This is a genomic window from Streptomyces sp. NPDC088400, from assembly GCF_044753355.1.
Taxonomy (GTDB): domain Bacteria; phylum Actinomycetota; class Actinomycetes; order Streptomycetales; family Streptomycetaceae; genus Streptomyces.
Genome location: NZ_JBIVMZ010000006.1, coordinates 128,290 through 145,587, shown reverse-complemented (window position 1 = coordinate 145,587; position 17,298 = coordinate 128,290). Strand labels below are relative to the sequence as shown.

At 69.9% G+C, this 17,298-nt stretch carries 16 protein-coding genes; 15 read left to right on the top strand and 1 reads right to left on the bottom strand.

The features are described 5' to 3' along the window. Nucleotides 1-63: 63 nt before the first annotated feature. From pgsA to ACIQD6_RS17015, 15 genes are all read left to right on the top strand, one after another. Complete coding sequence (gene pgsA, locus ACIQD6_RS17085) at nucleotides 64-732, top strand: phosphatidylinositol phosphate synthase (RefSeq protein ID WP_401883216.1); 669 nt, start codon at nucleotides 64-66, stop codon at nucleotides 730-732. Beyond that, a complete protein-coding gene (locus ACIQD6_RS17080; protein WP_401883214.1) occupies nucleotides 729-1,652 on the top strand; it encodes a phosphatidylinositol mannoside acyltransferase in 924 nt (307 codons plus the stop codon). Before pgsA ends, ACIQD6_RS17080 begins: the two co-directional genes overlap by 4 nt. Further along, on the top strand, nucleotides 1,649-2,809 hold the full coding sequence (locus ACIQD6_RS17075; RefSeq protein WP_401883212.1) for a glycosyltransferase family 4 protein: 1,161 nt from the start codon (nucleotides 1,649-1,651) through the stop codon (nucleotides 2,807-2,809). Before ACIQD6_RS17080 ends, ACIQD6_RS17075 begins: the two co-directional genes overlap by 4 nt. Before the next feature lie 554 nt (nucleotides 2,810-3,363). Then, nucleotides 3,364-3,909, top strand: a complete 546-nt coding sequence (locus tag ACIQD6_RS17070) for a hypothetical protein (protein ID WP_401883210.1) — start codon at nucleotides 3,364-3,366, stop codon at nucleotides 3,907-3,909. A 124-nt stretch (nucleotides 3,910-4,033) separates the two neighbouring features. Next, on the top strand, nucleotides 4,034-4,957 hold the full coding sequence (gene pdxS / locus ACIQD6_RS17065; RefSeq protein ID WP_401883207.1) for a pyridoxal 5'-phosphate synthase lyase subunit PdxS: 924 nt from the start codon (nucleotides 4,034-4,036) through the stop codon (nucleotides 4,955-4,957). A 6-nt stretch (nucleotides 4,958-4,963) separates the two neighbouring features. Next, a complete protein-coding gene (gene pdxT, locus ACIQD6_RS17060) occupies nucleotides 4,964-5,554 on the top strand; it encodes a pyridoxal 5'-phosphate synthase glutaminase subunit PdxT (protein WP_401883204.1) in 591 nt (196 codons plus the stop codon). 62 nt (nucleotides 5,555-5,616) lie between these two features. Further along, the gene (locus ACIQD6_RS17055; protein WP_401883202.1) at nucleotides 5,617-6,369 is read left to right on the top strand and encodes a YebC/PmpR family DNA-binding transcriptional regulator; all 753 of its coding nucleotides are present in this window, start codon (nucleotides 5,617-5,619) and stop codon (nucleotides 6,367-6,369) included. Nucleotides 6,370-6,501: 132 nt separating this feature from the next. After that, nucleotides 6,502-7,059 carry a crossover junction endodeoxyribonuclease RuvC gene (gene ruvC / locus ACIQD6_RS17050; RefSeq protein WP_401883199.1) on the top strand — a complete coding sequence of 186 codons (558 nt, stop codon included), beginning with the start codon at nucleotides 6,502-6,504 and terminating at the stop codon, nucleotides 7,057-7,059. Then, the gene (gene ruvA / locus ACIQD6_RS17045; RefSeq protein ID WP_401883196.1) at nucleotides 7,056-7,682 is read left to right on the top strand and encodes a Holliday junction branch migration protein RuvA; all 627 of its coding nucleotides are present in this window, start codon (nucleotides 7,056-7,058) and stop codon (nucleotides 7,680-7,682) included. The genes ruvC and ruvA overlap by 4 nt, the downstream gene beginning before the upstream one ends. A 78-nt stretch (nucleotides 7,683-7,760) precedes the next feature. Next, nucleotides 7,761-8,846, top strand: a complete 1,086-nt coding sequence (gene ruvB / locus ACIQD6_RS17040) for a Holliday junction branch migration DNA helicase RuvB (protein WP_401883193.1) — start codon at nucleotides 7,761-7,763, stop codon at nucleotides 8,844-8,846. A 165-nt stretch (nucleotides 8,847-9,011) separates the two neighbouring features. Continuing rightward, complete coding sequence (gene yajC, locus ACIQD6_RS17035) at nucleotides 9,012-9,530, top strand: preprotein translocase subunit YajC (protein WP_401883190.1); 519 nt, start codon at nucleotides 9,012-9,014, stop codon at nucleotides 9,528-9,530. Nucleotides 9,531-9,671: 141 nt separating this feature from the next. Further along, nucleotides 9,672-11,462, top strand: coding sequence for a protein translocase subunit SecD (secD, locus tag ACIQD6_RS17030; RefSeq protein ID WP_401883187.1), 1,791 nt, complete (start codon nucleotides 9,672-9,674; stop codon nucleotides 11,460-11,462). A gap of 1 nt (nucleotide 11,463) precedes the next feature. Then, nucleotides 11,464-12,582, top strand: a complete 1,119-nt coding sequence (gene secF / locus ACIQD6_RS17025; RefSeq protein ID WP_401883184.1) for a protein translocase subunit SecF — start codon at nucleotides 11,464-11,466, stop codon at nucleotides 12,580-12,582. Further along, on the top strand, nucleotides 12,579-13,124 hold the full coding sequence (locus tag ACIQD6_RS17020) for an adenine phosphoribosyltransferase (protein ID WP_401883182.1): 546 nt from the start codon (nucleotides 12,579-12,581) through the stop codon (nucleotides 13,122-13,124). The genes secF and ACIQD6_RS17020 overlap by 4 nt, the downstream gene beginning before the upstream one ends. A 213-nt stretch (nucleotides 13,125-13,337) precedes the next feature. After that, entirely contained in the window at nucleotides 13,338-15,893 is a 2,556-nt protein-coding gene (locus tag ACIQD6_RS17015; RefSeq protein WP_401883179.1) for a RelA/SpoT family protein, read from the top strand. Nucleotides 15,894-15,962: 69 nt separating this feature from the next. Here the strand turns inward: ACIQD6_RS17015 and ACIQD6_RS17010 are convergent, their stop codons facing one another. Next, nucleotides 15,963-17,192, bottom strand: coding sequence for a DUF349 domain-containing protein (locus tag ACIQD6_RS17010; RefSeq protein ID WP_401883176.1), 1,230 nt, complete (start codon nucleotides 17,190-17,192; stop codon nucleotides 15,963-15,965). Between the last annotated feature and the right edge of the window lie 106 nt (nucleotides 17,193-17,298).

The window sequence follows — 17,298 nt, the reverse complement described above, 5'->3', positions numbered from 1 at the left end:
TGGCTACGATGGGTCAGCCGGTGGCCGTAGGGGCCGCTCGGCCCACCGAACCTCGGGAAGGCCATGCTGAACAAGTACGCGCGTGCATTCTTCACGCGTGTCCTCACACCGTTCGCCGCATTTCTTCTCCGTCGTGGAGTCAGTCCGGATGCGGTCACGCTCATCGGTACGGCCGGAGTGATGGTGGGTGCGCTGGTCTTCTTCCCTCGCGGGGAGTTCTTCTGGGGCACCATCGTCATCACGATTTTCGTCTTCTCCGACCTCCTCGACGGCAATATGGCCCGGCAGGCGGGGATTTCCAGCCGCTGGGGCGCCTTCCTGGACTCGACCCTGGACCGGGTCGCCGACGGCGCCGTATTCGGCGGCTTCGCGCTCTGGTACGCGGGCACCGGCGACAGCAACGCGCTGTGCGCCGTCGCGATCTTCTGCCTGGCCAGCGGCCAGGTCGTCTCGTACACCAAGGCACGCGGCGAGTCCATCGGGCTGCCGGTGGCCGTCAACGGGCTGGTGGAACGCGCCGAACGGCTGGTCATCTCCCTCGTCGCGGCCGGTCTCGCCGGGCTGCACACCTTCGGTGTCCCCGGCGTCGACATCCTGCTGCCGATCGCACTGTGGATCGTCGCCGCGGGCAGCCTGGTGACACTCGGCCAGCGCGTCGTCACCGTACGGCGCGAAGCGGCGGAGGCCGACGCGGAGTCCGGGACCCCACGGGGAAGCGGGGCCGCGTCATGAGCCCCGCGAAGGACCGGATGACGGACGCGCTGTACGGACTCGGCTGGGGCGTGGTCCAGAAGCTCCCCGAGCCGGTCGCCGGCGCCCTCGGCCGCAACATCGCCGACCTGGTGTGGAAGCGGCGCGGCAAGAGCGTGCTGCGCCTGGAGTCCAACCTGGCCCGGGTGGTCCCCGATGCCGGGCCCGAGCGGCTCGCCGAACTGTCGAAGGCCGGCATGCGGTCGTACATGCGCTACTGGATGGAGTCGTTCCGGCTGCCCTCCTGGAGCAAGCAGCGGGTGAGCGAAGGCGTCGAGATCAAGGACATAGCCTTCATGACCGACGCCCTCGCCGCCGGGCGGGGCGTCGTCCTGGCACTGCCCCACATGGCCAACTGGGACCTCGCCGGAGCCTGGCTCACCCGGCAGGGTGTGCCCTTCACGACGGTCGCCGAACGGCTCGAACCGGCAACGCTGTACGACCGGTTCGTCGCCTACCGCGAGGGCCTCGGCATGGAAGTACTGCCGCACACCGGCGGCTCCGCCTTCGGCACGCTCGCACGGCGGCTGCGGGACGGCGGCCTGGTCTGTCTGGTCGCCGACCGCGATCTGTCGGAGTCCGGCGTCGAGGTCGACTTCTTCGGCGACACGGCCCGGATGCCGGCCGGCCCCGCGCTGCTGGCCCAGCAGACCGGGGCGCTGCTGATGCCGGTGGCCCTGTGGTTCGACGATTCACAGGTGATGCGCGGACGGGTGTACCCGCCGGTCGACGTGCCCGAGACGGGGACCCGCGCCGAGAAGACGTCGGTGATGACGCAGGCGATGGCCGACGCCTTCGCCACCGGAATCGCCGAACACCCGGAGGACTGGCACATGTTGCAGCGATTGTGGCTCGCGGATCTCGAACCCCGCGCGGACGAGCCGGCCGGGGGGCCACAGTGAAGATCGGCATCGTCTGCCCGTACTCCTGGGATGTGCCGGGCGGCGTCCAGTTCCACATCCGGGACCTGGCGGAACACCTGATCCGGCTGGGCCACGAGGTGTCCGTCCTGGCCCCCGCGGACGACGAGACCCCGCTGCCGCCGTACGTCGTCTCGGCCGGCCGCGCCGTGCCCGTGCCGTACAACGGCTCCGTCGCCCGGCTGAACTTCGGCTTCCTCTCGGCCGCGCGCGTGCGGCGCTGGCTGCACGACGGCACGTTCGACGTGATCCACATCCACGAACCGGCCTCCCCGTCGCTCGGCCTGCTCTCCTGCTGGGCCGCGCAGGGCCCGATCGTCGCCACCTTCCACACGTCCAACCCGCGCTCCCGGGCGATGATCGCCGCGTACCCGATCCTCCAGCCCGCCCTGGAGAAGATCAGCGCGCGGATCGCCGTGAGCGAGTACGCGCGGCGGACACTGGTGGAGCACCTGGGCGGTGACGCCGTGGTCATCCCGAACGGCGTCGACGTCGACTTCTTCGCCAAGGCCGAGATCAACCCGGCGTGGCAGGGGCGCACGATCGGCTTCATCGGGCGGATCGACGAGCCGCGCAAGGGGCTCCCGGTGCTGATGAAGGCGCTGCCGAAGATCCTCGCGGCCTACCCGGAGACACGGCTGCTGGTGGCGGGGCGCGGCGACGAGAAGGAAGCGGTGGAATCGCTGCCCGAGGAGATGCGGGCGCGGGTCGAGTTCCTCGGGATGGTCAGCGACGAGGACAAGGCGCGGCTGCTGCGCAGCGTCGACCTGTACATCGCGCCCAACACGGGCGGCGAGAGCTTCGGCATCATCCTCGTCGAGGCACTGTCGGCGGGCGCGGCGGTACTGGCGAGCGACCTGGACGCGTTCGCGCAGGTCCTGGACCAGGGCGCGGCGGGCGAACTCTTCACGAACGAGGACGCGGACGCGCTGGCGGGCGCGACGGTACGACTGCTGGGGGACGCGGAGCGGCGCGCGGAGCTGCGGGAACGGGGGAGCGCGCATGTGCGGCGCTTCGACTGGTCGACGGTGGGGGCGGACATTCTGTCGGTGTACGAGACGGTGACGGACGGCGCGGCGTCGGTGGCGACGGACGAACGAACGGGCCTGAGGGCGAGGTTCGGGCTGGCGCGGGACTGAGCTTCGCCGTCCGGCGGGGCGTGGTCGTGCGGTGCGTTGTGGTGTCCGTGAGTGGTTCGGGTGCGGGTTGTTGCCGGGTGCCGCTCCGGGGTCATGTCCTGCACTGCATGATTTACGGCGCGTGCGGGTTTGTTTGTTGGGTGCGGGCTGGTGTGCGCCACAAATCACGCTTTACGTTCCGGACACGACCCCTGCGCGGCCCCCTTCACCGCCCGTCACCAACTACCCCTCCCGCGCCGGGGCGGCACACCCCTCCACCTCACCGAGCCGACCGGGCGACCACCGGCAGCCCCCACCGGGCAGGCGGGCGGAGGGGGATGCCCCACCGGGCCGCAGACGGGGATCCGGCGGGAGGGGGTCGGGGTCGTAGGAGGTGACGTGTCCGGACGTAGAGCGTGATTTGTGGCGCTACTCGGCCCGCACCCGCAAACAAGCCCGCACGCGCCGTAAATCATGCAGTCCGGACATGCGCCTCCGGAGGCCCCGGCCCCCGCACCACCCACACACCGCACCGCACCCCGTCCCCCCGCCGGAAGGCGATACCGTTGGCGTCCGTGATCGAAACCCTTGTCTGGATCGTCGTGGCCGTCGTCGCGATCGGCCTCTACCTCAGCTGGACCGCCGGCCGTCTCGACCGCCTGCACACCCGCATCGACGCCGCCCGCGCCGCCCTCGACGCCCAGTTGCTCAGGCGCGCCTCGGTCACCCAGGAGTTGGCCACCTCGAACGTGCTCGATCCCGCCGCGTCCCTCCTCCTGTACGAGGCCGCGCACGCCGCGCGCCAGGCCGAGGAGGACCAGCGGGAGGTCGCGGAGAGCGAGCTGAGCCAGGCGCTGCGGGCCGTGTTCGGGGAAGCCGCGCAGGTCGAGGTCGTACAGGCGGCTCCCGGTGGCGAGGCGGCGGCGGGTGAACTCGCCGCCGCGGTACGGCGCGTACCGATGGCCCGGCGGTTCCACAACGACGCCGTGCGGGCTGCCCGTGCCCTGCGCCGGCACCGTAAGGTCCGCTGGTTCCGGCTCGCCGGACACGCGCCGTTTCCGCTCGCCTTCGAGATGGACGACGAGCCGCCCGTCGCGCTGGCCGACCGGCCGGGGACCTGACCCGGCAGGGGTCCGGGCGGGGAGAACGATCCACCGGCCTGCCATTGGCCCTTGCTGGGGGCCGGTCCTGAGGCGTTCTCTGGTGGGGCAGTTCTCCATCGTTTTCAGCCTGTGAGGTCGCTTCGTGTCCAGCCCGCTCCCCACCACCCCCCAGTCCGTGGAAAACGCCGCGACCGGCACCGCACGCGTCAAGCGCGGTATGGCCGAGCAGCTCAAGGGCGGCGTGATCATGGACGTCGTCACGCCCGAGCAGGCGAAGATCGCCGAGGACGCGGGCGCGGTCGCCGTGATGGCGCTGGAGCGGGTTCCCGCCGACATCCGTAAGGACGGAGGCGTCGCCCGGATGTCCGACCCGGACATGATCGAGGGCATCATCGAGGCCGTCTCGATCCCGGTCATGGCCAAGTCCCGGATCGGCCACTTCGTCGAGGCGCAGGTGCTTCAGTCCCTCGGCGTGGACTACATCGACGAGTCCGAGGTGCTGACCCCGGCCGACGAGGTCAACCACTCCGACAAGTGGGCGTTCACCACGCCCTTCGTCTGTGGCGCCACCAATCTGGGCGAGGCCCTGCGCCGGATCGCCGAGGGCGCGGCCATGATCCGTTCCAAGGGCGAGGCCGGAACGGGCAATGTCGTCGAGGCGGTGCGGCACCTGCGTCAGATCAAGAACGAGATCGCCCGGCTGTGCGGCTACGACAACAACGAGCTGTACGCCGCCGCGAAGGAGCTGCGCGCGCCGTACGAGATCGTCAAGGAGGTCGCCGAGCTCGGCAAGCTGCCGGTCGTGCTGTTCTCCGCCGGTGGTGTCGCCACTCCCGCGGACGCCGCGCTGATGCGCCAGCTCGGTGCCGAGGGCGTCTTCGTCGGCTCCGGCATCTTCAAGTCCGGCGACCCCGCCAAGCGCGCCGCCGCGATCGTGCGGGCCACCACCTTCTTCGACGACCCGAAGACCATCGCGGAGGCGTCCCGGGATCTGGGCGAGGCCATGGTCGGCATCAACTGCGACACGTTCCCCGAGACCGAGCGCTACGCGAACCGTGGCTGGTAAGCACCGATGAGCACACCGGTGATCGGAGTCCTGGCTCTCCAGGGCGACGTGCGGGAGCATCTGGCCGCCCTGGCCGCGGCGGGCGCCGTGGCCAGGACCGTGCGGCGTCCTGAGGAGCTGGACGGGGTCGAGGGGCTGGTGATCCCGGGTGGCGAGTCCACGACGATGTCCAAGCTGGCCGTGCTGTTCGGGATGCTGGAGCCGCTGCGTATACGGGTACGGGCCGGGATGCCGGTGTACGGCACCTGCGCCGGGATGATCATGATCGCCGAGAAGATCCTTGATCCCCGCTCGGGCCAGGAGACGGTCGGCGGCATCGACATGATCGTCCGGCGGAACGCCTTCGGACGGCAGAACGAGTCCTTCGAGGCGGCCGTGGAGGTCGCCGGTATCGACGGCGGTCCGGTCGAGGGTGTCTTCATCCGGGCGCCCTGGGTCGAGTCGGTGGGCGCCGAGGTCCAGGTGCTCGCCGAGTACGGGGGCCATGTGGTCGCCGTACGGCAGGGCAACGCCCTCGCGACGTCGTTCCACCCGGAACTGACGGGAGACCACCGGCTGCACCGGTACTTCAGTGACATGGTGCGCTCCGCACGGTGACCGGATCCCGGTAGGATCTCTGCCGAACGGAGCAGAACCGGTTACGCGAAGGAGACAGGCAGATGTCCGGCCACTCTAAATGGGCTACGACGAAGCACAAGAAGGCCGTGATCGATGCCAAGCGCGGCAAGCTCTTCGCGAAGCTGATCAAGAACATCGAAGTCGCGGCGCGTACCGGCGGCGCCGACGTGGACGGTAACCCGACTCTCTTCGACGCCATCCAGAAGGCGAAGAAGAGCTCGGTACCGAACAAGAACATCGAATCGGCCGTCAAGCGCGGCGCCGGCCTGGAGGCCGGTGGCGCCGACTACGAGACGATCATGTACGAGGGCTACGGCCCGAACGGTGTCGCGGTGCTCATCGAGTGCCTGACCGACAACCGCAACCGCGCGGCCTCCGACGTGCGGGTCGCGATGACCCGCAACGGCGGCTCGATGGCCGACCCGGGCTCCGTCTCGTACCTCTTCAACCGCAAGGGCGTCGTGATCGTCCCCAAGGGCGAGCTGGGCGAGGACGATGTCCTGGGCGCCGTGCTGGACGCGGGTGCCGAGGAGGTCAACGACCTCGGTGAGTCCTTCGAGGTGCTCAGCGAGGCCACCGACCTGGTCGCGGTCCGTACCGGTCTCCAGGAGGCCGGTATCGACTACGACTCCGCCGACGCCAACTTCGTCCCGACCATGCAGGTCGAACTGGACGAGGAGGGCGCCCGCAAGATCTTCAAGCTGATCGACGCCCTTGAGGACAGCGACGACGTGCAGAACGTCTTCGCCAACTTCGATGTCTCGGACGAAGTGATGGAGAAGGTCGACGCCTGACAGGGCCTCACCTGACGGCCGACGGGGACATGCCCACCCGTCGGCCCGTCGCGTTGTCAGTGGCGACGGATACTGTGCCGATCAGGTGTTCTGCCCGAGGGTGGAACGGGTGATCGAACGGAGTGGGGCGCTATGCGGGTTCTGGGTGTTGACCCCGGACTGACCCGGTGCGGAGTGGGCGTCGTCGAGGGCACGGCGGGCCGGCCGCTGACGATGCTCGGTGTCGGCGTGGTCCGTACGACCGCGGACGCGGAGATCGGGTCCCGGCTGGTCGCTATCGAGCAGGGGATAGAGGCCTGGATCGACGAGCACCGGCCCGAACTCGTCGCGGTGGAGCGGGTGTTCGCCCAGCACAATGTGCGTACGGTCATGGGCACCGCCCAGGCCAGTGCGGTCGCCATGCTCTGTGCGTCGAGGCGTGGCATCCCCGTCGCCCTGCACACCCCCAGCGAGGTCAAGGCCGCTGTCACCGGCAGCGGGCGCGCGGACAAGGCGCAGGTCGGCGCCATGGTGACCCGGCTGCTGCGGCTCGACGCCCCGCCGAAGCCGGCCGACGCCGCGGACGCCCTCGCGCTCGCCATCTGTCATATCTGGCGTGCCCCCGCCATGAACCGCCTCCAGCAGGCACAGGCGGCGGCCCGTTCCTCCCGTATCCCCACCACCGCATCCGTACGGAAGGTCACGCGATGATCGCCTTCGTCAGCGGCCCGGTCGCCGCCCTCGCCCCGACCACCGCCGTGATCGAGGTCGGCGGCATCGGCATGGCCGTCCAGTGCACCCCGGGCACCCTCGCCGACCTGCGTATCGGTCAGGACGCCAAGCTCGCCACCTCCCTGGTCGTACGGGAGGACTCGCTGACCCTGTACGGCTTCGCCGACGACGACGAGCGTCAGGTGTTCGAGCTGTTGCAGACCGCCAGCGGGGTCGGACCCCGGCTGGCGCAGGCGATGCTCGCCGTACACGCTCCGGACGCGCTGCGCCGCGCCGTCGCCACCGGCGACGAGAAGGCGCTGACCGCCGTCTCCGGCATCGGCAAGAAAGGCGCGCAGAAGCTTCTTCTGGAGCTCAAGGACCGGCTCGGCGAGCCGGTCGGCGCCACCGTCGGCCGCCAGGGCATCGGCACCGCCGTCTCCGTCTCCTGGAGCGACCAGCTGCACGCGGCCCTGATCGGTCTCGGCTACGCCACCCGCGAGGCCGACGAGGCGGTGACCCTGGTCTCCCCCCAGGCCGAGGCCGCTGTGGCCGAGGGGACCCAGCCTCCCGTACCGCAACTGCTGCGTGCCGCGCTCCAGAGCCTGAACAGGACGCGCTGAGCCCGGCGCCGGCTCACCGACCGTGCCGTACTCCATGGGACCGTCCCACGACGGGCCCGCTCTCCGAGGTGAAACTGAGTGAACTGGGACGACACCAGCAGCGAGACGCAGATGTCGGCCGACGCGGCCGAGCGGCTCGTCGGCGCGTCCGCCGATGGCGAGGACCAGGCGGTCGAGGCGGCGCTGCGGCCCAAGTCGCTGGACGAGTTCGTGGGCCAGGAGCGGGTGCGTGAACAGCTCGACCTGGTGCTCAAGGCGGCGCGGGCCCGCGGCGCCACCGCCGACCACGTCCTGCTATCCGGTGCGCCGGGGCTCGGCAAGACCACCCTCTCCATGATCATCGCGTCCGAGATGAACGCGCCGATCCGGATCACCTCGGGCCCCGCCATCCAGCACGCCGGCGACCTCGCCGCGATCCTCTCCTCCCTCCAGGAGGGTGAGGTCCTCTTCCTGGACGAGATCCACCGGATGTCCCGGCCCGCCGAGGAGATGCTGTACATGGCGATGGAGGACTTCCGGGTCGATGTCATCGTCGGCAAGGGGCCGGGCGCCACCGCCATCCCCCTGGAGCTGCCGCCGTTCACCCTGGTCGGCGCCACCACCCGGGCCGGACTGCTGCCGCCGCCGCTGCGTGACCGCTTCGGTTTCACCGGTCATATGGAGTTCTACGAGAGCACCGAGCTGGAGCGCGTCATCCACCGCTCCGCCCAGCTCCTCGATCTGGAGATCGACACCGAGGGCGCGGCGGAGATCGCCGGCCGCTCTCGGGGCACGCCCCGTATCGCCAACCGTCTGCTGCGCCGCGTCCGCGACTACGCACAGGTCAAGGTGGACGGAAACATCACCCGTGAGGTGGCTTCCGCGGCCCTTCAGGTGTACGAGGTTGACGAGCGTGGCCTCGATCGGCTGGACCGGGCGGTGCTCCAGGCGCTGCTCAAACTCTTCGGCGGCGGGCCCGTGGGCCTGTCGACGCTGGCGGTGGCCGTGGGAGAGGAACGCGAGACGGTGGAGGAGGTCGCCGAGCCCTTTCTGGTACGGGAGGGCCTGCTGGCGCGTACTCCGCGTGGCCGGGTCGCCACGCCCGCCGCCTGGGCGCACCTCGGGCTCGTACCCCCGCGGCAGGCCGCCGGCTCCGGTGGGCAACCCGGCCTGTTCGGGGCGTGACGGGAAGCGGCGCCGTCCGGTCAGGAACCCCGGGGCCTCGCCGGGCGTTGTTCCAACGATGCGGACTCGCTTAGACTCCGCCGATGCCGCCCTTCCAGGTCGGCGTGCCCACCCCCGTATATCAGGCCGCTCGACAGCGCGGTCGTGCGAAGGAAGTTCCCTCCCGTGAGTCTCGTGACCCTCCTCCCCTTCATTGTGCTCATCGGGGCCATGTTCCTGATGACCCGGTCCGCCAAGAAGAAGCAGCAGGCGGCTGCGCAGATGCGCGACGAAATGCAGCCCGGCACCGGTATCCGCACCATCGGGGGCATGTACGCCACCGTCAAGGAGGTGCACGACGACATGGTCCTTCTGGAGGTCGCTCCCGGAGTCCACGCCGTCTACGCCAAGAACGCGATCGGTGCGGTCCTGGACGACGACGAGTACAACCGCATCGTGCACGGCGACGACCACACCGAGGCCGACGCCCCGGTCGTTCCGGACGACGCTTCCTCGCTGACCGGCCCTGACGCGGACAACGCCAAGATCGACCTGGTCAAGGAGCCCGAGGCCGACGACGCCGAGCCCAAGAAGGACGCCGAGGCCAAGGACAGCGAGGCCGAAGACGCCGCGCCCAAGGCCGACGCCGACTCCAAGGCCGAGGCCAAGGACGGCAAGGCCGACGGCGAGGCCGGCGCGAAGTAGTCACGTCCGTGACGGTGGGCCGTTCAGCGGCCCACCGCGGCTCACGAGCGCGCTGATTTCTGCGGGGGCAGGTCCCCAACACTTCGTGGCCGCTCCGGCGCACACCCGGCGTGGGGCGGTTGGACAGGGAGAAACGAGAAGGTGGCAGCACCTAATAAGGGCCGAAGGCAGACAGGGTCCCCAGGCAGGCCAGGGCGCACCCTGGTCCTGTTCCTGATTGCCATGGTCGCCCTCACGGGCGGGATGTTCTGGTCCGGTCATGTCACGCCACGACTGGGTATCGACCTCGCGGGCGGCACGAGCATCACGCTCGAGGCGAAGAACACGCCGGGCAAGCCGAACGCCATCAACAAGACCAACATGGACACCGCGGTCAGCATCATCGAGCGGCGCGTCAACGGTCTTGGTGTCTCGGAGGCCGAGGTTCAGACCCAGGGCGACAAGAACATCATCGTCAACATCCCCCGGGGCACGAACGAGAAGCAGGCCCGGGATCAGGTCGGTACCACGGCCCAGCTGTACTTCCGGCCCGTACTGACCGTCGCGGCCGGCAGCCAGACCGCCCCGCAGCCCTCCGGCAGCGGCTCCCCGAGCGGCTCTCCCAGTTCGTCGTCGAGCGCTTCGTCGGGCAAGGACTCCGTCGACAAGCCGGACTCGGAGGCGACGCCCTCGTCGAGCGCCACCACCCAGGGCCGGGCCGTGACGGACGCCCTCAAGAAGGACGAGACTCCTTCCCCGGATTCCTCCTCGGGCACGTCCGACTCCTCGGACAAGTCCGGCTCCTCGCCGAAGCCCGATCCGTCGGCCACGCCGCCGCCCGACCCGGCCACCGCCGCGCTGCAGAAGAAGTTCACGGAGCTGGACTGCAAGAACAAGTCCGCGCGGACCAAGGCCAATCTCGGAGCCACGCCCAAGGACACGATCGTGGCCTGCGGCACCAACTCCGGCGGGCAGTGGGAGAAGTACGTCCTCGGCCCCGCCGAGCTCGAAGGCACGGACGTCGATGACGCCAAGGCCGTTCTGGACCCCCAGCAGGGGCTCTGGAAGGTCACCATGGACTTCACCGGTGCCGGCACCAAGAAGTTCTCGGCGATCACCGGAAAGCTCGCGCAGCAGCAGTCGCCGATGAACCAGTTCGGCATCGTGCTCGACGGCGATGTCGTCTCGGCTCCCTCGGTGAGGCAGGCACTCGGCGCCAACGCGGAGATCTCCGGCAACTTCACCCAGCAGTCCGCGCAGGACCTGGCCAACATCCTGTCGTACGGTGCGCTGCCCCTCAGCTTCCAGGAGCAGAGCGTCACCTCGGTCACCGCCGCACTCGGCGGTGAGCAGCTCGACGCGGGTCTGATCGCCGGCGCGATCGGCCTCGGCCTGGTCATCATCTACCTGGTGGCGTACTACCGCGGCCTCGCGGGGATCGCGATCCTCAGCCTCGCAGCCTCGGGCGTCATGACGTACACGATCATGGCGCTGCTCGGGCCGGGTATCGGCTTCGCGCTGAACCTCCCCGCGGTCTGTGGCGCGATCGTCGCCATCGGTATCACCGCGGACTCGTTCATCGTGTACTTCGAACGCATCCGAGACGAGATCCGCGAGGGCCGTACGCTCCGCCCGGCCGTCGAACGCGCGTGGCCGCGCGCCCGGCGCACGATCCTCGTCTCCGACTTCGTGTCGTTCCTCGCCGCCGCGGTGCTGTTCCTCGTCACCGTCGGCAAGGTCCAGGGCTTCGCGTTCACCCTCGGTCTGACCACGCTCCTCGACGTGGTCGTGGTGTTCTTCTTCACCAAGCCCGTGATGACGCTGCTGGCCCGCACGAAGTTCTTCTCCGGGGGCCACCCCTGGTCCGGGCTCGACCCGCAGCGCCTCGGTGCCAAGCCGCCGCTGCGCCGCGCCCGCCGTGTCAGCGCTCCCACCGACCCGAAGGAGGCGTGAGATGTCGCGACTCGGCGATCTCGGCGCCCGGCTCTACCGCGGTGAGGTCGGCTACGACTTCATCGGGAAGCGCAAGTTCTGGTACGCGCTCTCCATCCTGATCACCATCACGGCCATCGTCGGCCTGGCGGTGCGCGGCCTCAACATGGGCATCGAGTTCAAGGGCGGCGCGGTCTTCACCACCCCGAGCACGAGCGCATCCGTGTCGCAGGCCCAGTCGTACGCCTCGTCGGCGTCCGGACACGACGCGATCGTCCAGAAGCTCGGCAACGGCGGACTGCGGATCCAGATCACCGAACTGGACACCAAGCAGTCGGACGCCGTGAAGACCGAGCTCGCCAAGGACCTGAAGGTCGACGAGGCGAAGGTCAACGCCGACCTCGTGGGCCCGAGTTGGGGCGCGACCATCGCCAACAAGGCGTGGATGGGCCTCGGGATCTTCATGATCCTGGTGGTGATCTATCTGGCGATCGCCTTCGAATGGCGCATGGCGGTCGCGGCGCTGATCGCCCTGATCCACGACCTCACCATCACGGTCGGTGTGTACTCGCTGGTCGGCTTCGAGGTCACCCCGGGTACGGTGATCGGTCTGCTCACCATCCTCGGTTACTCCCTCTACGACACCGTCGTCGTCTTCGACAGTCTCAAGGAGGGGTCGAAGGACATCACCAAGCAGACCCGCTGGACCTACAGCGAGATCGCCAACCGCTCCATCAACAGCACGCTGGTTCGTTCCATCAACACCACCGTGGTGGCGCTGCTGCCGGTCGCCGGTCTGCTCTTCATCGGCGGTGGCTTCCTCGGCGCCGGCATGCTGAACGACATCTCGCTCTCGCTCTTCGTCGGCCTCGCCGCCGGTGCGTACTCCTCGATCTTCATCGCCACGCCGCTCGTCGCCGACCTGAAGGAACGCGACCCGCAGATCAAGGCGCTGAAGAAGCGGGTGCTCGCCAAGCGGGCCGCCGCTGCCGCCAAGGGGGAGGCGGCCGACGAGTCCGCGGACCCCGACGCGGGGGACGGCTCGGAGGACGGGCTCGTCGGCGAGGCGGCGCCCGCCGGTGCGGGGGCGGGCCCGCGCAACCGCGGTGGCCGCGGTCGTACTTCAGGGAGGCGTCGATGACCGACACCAGCACACGGGAGCTGTTGCTCAGCCGCATCCGTGATGTCGCCGACTATCCCAAGCCGGGCGTGGTGTTCAAGGACATCACCCCGCTGCTGGCCGACCCGAAGGCCTTCACCGCACTGACCGAGGCGCTCGCCGAGCTGTGCGTGCGGTACGGCGCGACGAAGATCGTCGGCCTGGAGGCACGCGGCTTCATCCTGGCCGCGCCCGTGGCGATCCGCGCGGGCGTCGGGTTCATCCCCGTACGCAAGGCGGGCAAGCTCCCCGGCGCGACGCTCTCGCAGTCGTACGACCTGGAGTACGGCTCGGCCGAGATCGAGGTCCACGCCGAGGACCTGGAGCAGGGTGACCGGGTCTTCGTCATCGACGACGTCCTCGCCACCGGCGGTACGGCCGAGGCGTCACTGGAGCTGGTCCGGCGGGCCGGAGCCGAGGTCGTGGGCGTCGCGGTCCTGATGGAGCTCGGCTTCCTGGGTGGCCGGGAGCGGCTGGAGCCCGCGCTGGGCGGCGCTCCGCTGGATGCCTTGATCACGCTCTGACACGGCTTTCGACAGCCACGACGTGGGCGCCGCGGGATCTCCCGCGGCGCCCACGTCGTTTTCGGGCGCCTCCGGGATCGGGCAACGGCCGCCCGGGTGAGCGCTCCGTGAGGGGCGTAGGGACCGGGCTCCCGAGCACGTGTCACGGTGGGGCCGATACCATGGGCAACCCGGGCCTGCTCGAGAGGCCGGGGCCCCGCAGAAGGAGCGCTCTTGCCGGACGAGGTCCAGCCACTGGCCGCCGCAACGCCCGATCACCCCGCAGACCAGGCCGCGGCGGCGTCAGCCGTGCCGCAGAACAAGGCCCCGGTCGCCGCCGAGGAGAAGGCCGCACGGCCGCCCGCGGCGGCCTCGGACGCGCGGCCCGCGGACCCACGGCCCGCGGAGGCGCCCGCGTCCCCGGAGGGCCCCGCCACGCCTGTCAGCGCCCCCAAGCCCGGCCCCGCGGCAGTGCCCCGCTCCGGCGGCGGCTCCTCCAACCGCGTACGGGCCCGGCTCGCCCGGCTCGGCGTACAGCGCTCGTCGCCGTACAACCCGGTCCTGGAGCCGCTGCTGCGGACCGTGCGCGGCAACGACCCGAAGATCGAGACCGCGACGCTCCGCCAGATCGAGCGCGCCTACCAGGTCGCCGAGCGCTGGCACCGCGGTCAGAAGCGCAAGAGCGGCGACCCGTACATCACCCACCCCCTCGCGGTGACGACGATCCTCGCCGAGCTGGGCATGGACCCGGCCACGCTGATGGCGGGACTGCTGCACGACACCGTCGAGGACACCGAGTACGGCCTGGACACCCTGCGCCGCGACTTCGGCGACCAGGTCGCGCTCCTGGTCGACGGCGTGACCAAGCTGGACAAGGTCAAGTTCGGCGAGGCCGCGCAGGCCGAGACCGTACGCAAGATGGTCGTCGCCATGGCCAAGGACCCGCGCGTCCTGGTCATCAAGCTCGCCGACCGGCTGCACAACATGCGCACCATGCGCTATCTCAAGCGGGAGAAGCAGGAGAAGAAGGCCCGCGAGACGCTGGAGATCTACGCGCCCCTGGCCCACCGGCTGGGCATGAACACCATCAAGTGGGAGCTGGAGGACCTCGCCTTCGCGATCCTCTACCCCAAGATGTACGACGAGATCGTCCGCCTGGTCGCCGAGCGGGCCCCCAAGCGGGACGAATACCTGGCGATAGTGACCGACGAGGTCCAGTCCGACCTGCGCGCGGCCCGGATCAAGGCCACCGTCACCGGTCGGCCCAAGCACTACTACAGCGTCTACCAGAAGATGATCGTCCGCGGCCGGGACTTCGCGGAGATCTACGACCTGGTGGGCATCCGCGTCCTGGTCGACACCGTCCGCGACTGCTACGCGGCGCTCGGCACCGTCCACGCACGGTGGAATCCGGTCCCCGGCCGGTTCAAGGACTACATCGCGATGCCCAAGTTCAATATGTACCAGTCGCTGCACACGACGGTCATCGGGCCCAACGGCAAGCCGGTCGAACTCCAGATCCGTACGTTCGACATGCACCGCCGCGCCGAGTACGGCATCGCCGCGCACTGGAAGTACAAGCAGGAGGCCGTAGCCGGCGCCTCCAAGGTGCGTACGGACGTGCCCAGGAACGCGGGCAAGGGCGCCGGCCAGGACACCGTCAACGACATGGCGTGGCTGCGCCAGCTGCTGGACTGGCAGAAGGAGACCGAGGACCCCAGCGAATTCCTGGAGTCGCTCCGCTTCGACCTGTCCCGCAACGAGGTCTTCGTCTTCACACCCAAGGGCGACGTCATAGCGCTGCCCGCCGGCGCGACCCCTGTCGACTTCGCGTACGCGGTGCACACGGAGGTCGGCCACCGGACCATAGGAGCGCGCGTCAACGGGCGGCTCGTGCCCCTCGAATCGACGCTCGACAACGGTGACCTGGTGGAGGTCTTCACCTCCAAGGCATCCGGGGCCGGTCCCTCGCGCGACTGGCTCGGCTTCGTCAAGTCACCGCGGGCCAGGAACAAGATCCGGGCGTGGTTCTCCAAGGAGCGCCGCGACGAGGCGATCGAGCAGGGCAAGGACGCCATAGCGCGGGCCATGCGCAAGCAGAACCTGCCGATCCAGCGCATCCTCACCGGAGACTCGCTGGTCACGCTCGCGCACGAGATGCGCTACCCCGACATCTCGTCGCTGTACGCGGCGATCGGCGAGGGCCATGTGGCCGCGCAGGGCGTCGTACAGAAACTGGTGCAGGCCCTCGGCGGCGAGGAGGCCGCGAACGAGGACATCGCCGAGAGCGCCCCGCCCTCGCACGGCCGAAGCAAGCGCCGCGCCAACGCCGACCCCGGTGTGGTCGTCAAGGGCGTCGAGGACGTCTGGGTGAAGCTCGCCCGCTGCTGTACGCCGGTCCCGGGCGATCCGATCATCGGCTTCGTCACCCGTGGCAGCGGCGTCTCGGTGCACCGCGCCGACTGCGTCAACGTGGACTCGCTGTCCCAGCAGCCCGAACGGATCCTCGAAGTCGAGTGGGCCCCGACCCAGTCCTCGGTCTTCCTGGTCGCCATCCAGGTCGAGGCGCTCGACCGGTCCCGGCTGCTCTCGGACGTCACACGCGTCCTGTCCGACCAGCATGTGAACATCCTGTCCGCGGCCGTCCAGACCTCCCGCGACCGGGTCGCCACCTCGCGCTTCACCTTCGAGATGGGCGACCCGAAGCACCTCGGACACGTACTGAAGGCGGTACGAGGTGTCGAGGGCGTCTACGACGTCTACCGAGTCACCTCCGCACGCAGGCCGTAATAGGACACACGAAGAGGGGCTCCCCGTACGTGATGTACGGGGAGCCCCTCTTCGCGTACCGCTACGGTCTCAGCCGCCGAACTCGTGGAGCCCCTTGAGCGCCTGGTCCAGCAGCGCCTGGCGTCCCTCCAGCTCCCTGGCGAGTTTGTCCGCCTTGGAGTTGTTGCCCGCCGCGCGCGCCGTGTCGATCTGCGTGCGCAGCTTGTCGACGGCCGCCTGGAGCTGCCCCGTCAGACCCTCGGCACGCGCACGCGCCTCCGGGTTCGTCCGGCGCCACTCGTTCTCCTCGGAGTCCTGAAGCGCCCGCTCCACCGCGTGCATCCGGCCCTCGACCTTGGGCCGGGCGTCGCGCGGAACATGGCCGATGGCCTCCCAGCGCTCGTTCAGGGACCGGAACGCGGCCCTGGCCGCCTTGAGGTCCTTGACCGGCACCAGCCGCTCGGCCTCGACCGCGAGCTCCTCCTTGAGCTTGAGGTTCTCGGTCTGCTCGGCGTCCCGCTCGGCGAAGACCTCGCCGCGGGCGGCGAAGAAGACGTCCTGGGCACCGCGGAAGCGGTTCCACAGATCGTCCTCGGCCTCGCGCTGGGCGCGGCCCGCCGCCTTCCAGTCCGTCATCAGCTCGCGATAGCGGGCCGCCGTCCCGCCCCAGTCCGTGGAGCCGGACAGCGACTCGGCCTCAGCGACCAGCTTCTCCTTGGCCTTACGGGCGTCCTCGCGCTGCGCGTCCAGCGCGGCGAAATGGGCCTTACGGCGCTTGGAGAACGCCGAGCGGGCATGCGAGAAGCGGTGCCACAACTCGTCGTCGGACTTCCGGTCCAGCCTCGGCAGGCCCTTCCAGGTGTCCACCAGCGCGCGCAGCCGCTCGCCGGCCGACCGCCACTGGTCGCTCTGCGCCAGCTCCTCCGCCTCGGTGACCAGAGCCTCCTTGGCGTGGCGCGCCTCGTCGGTCTGCTTCGCCCGCTGCGCCTTACGCTCCTCGCGGCGCGAGTCGACCGTCGCCACCAGCGCGTCGAGCCGCTTGCGCAGCGCGTCGAGATCGCCCACGGCGTGGTGCTCGTCGACCTGGCCCCGAAGATGCTCGATGGCGATCGTCGCATCCTTCGCGGACAGATCGGTGGTCTTCACCCGCCGTTCGAGGAGGCCGATCTCGACAACCAGGCCCTCGTACTTGCGCTCGAAATAGGCCAGTGCCTCCTCCGGGGAGCCAGCCTGCCACGATCCGACGACCTGCTCGCCCTCGGCCGTCCGCACGTACACGGTGCCTGTCTCATCGACACGGCCCCACGGGTCGCTGCTCACAGCGCCTCCTCCACCTGATGCCCGTCGGGGGTGTGGCCCCCGGGCATCGTCCACAGTTTCCTGGGGCGGGCCGCGCCCGCCCTGCACAACGCCAATCTAGGCGACC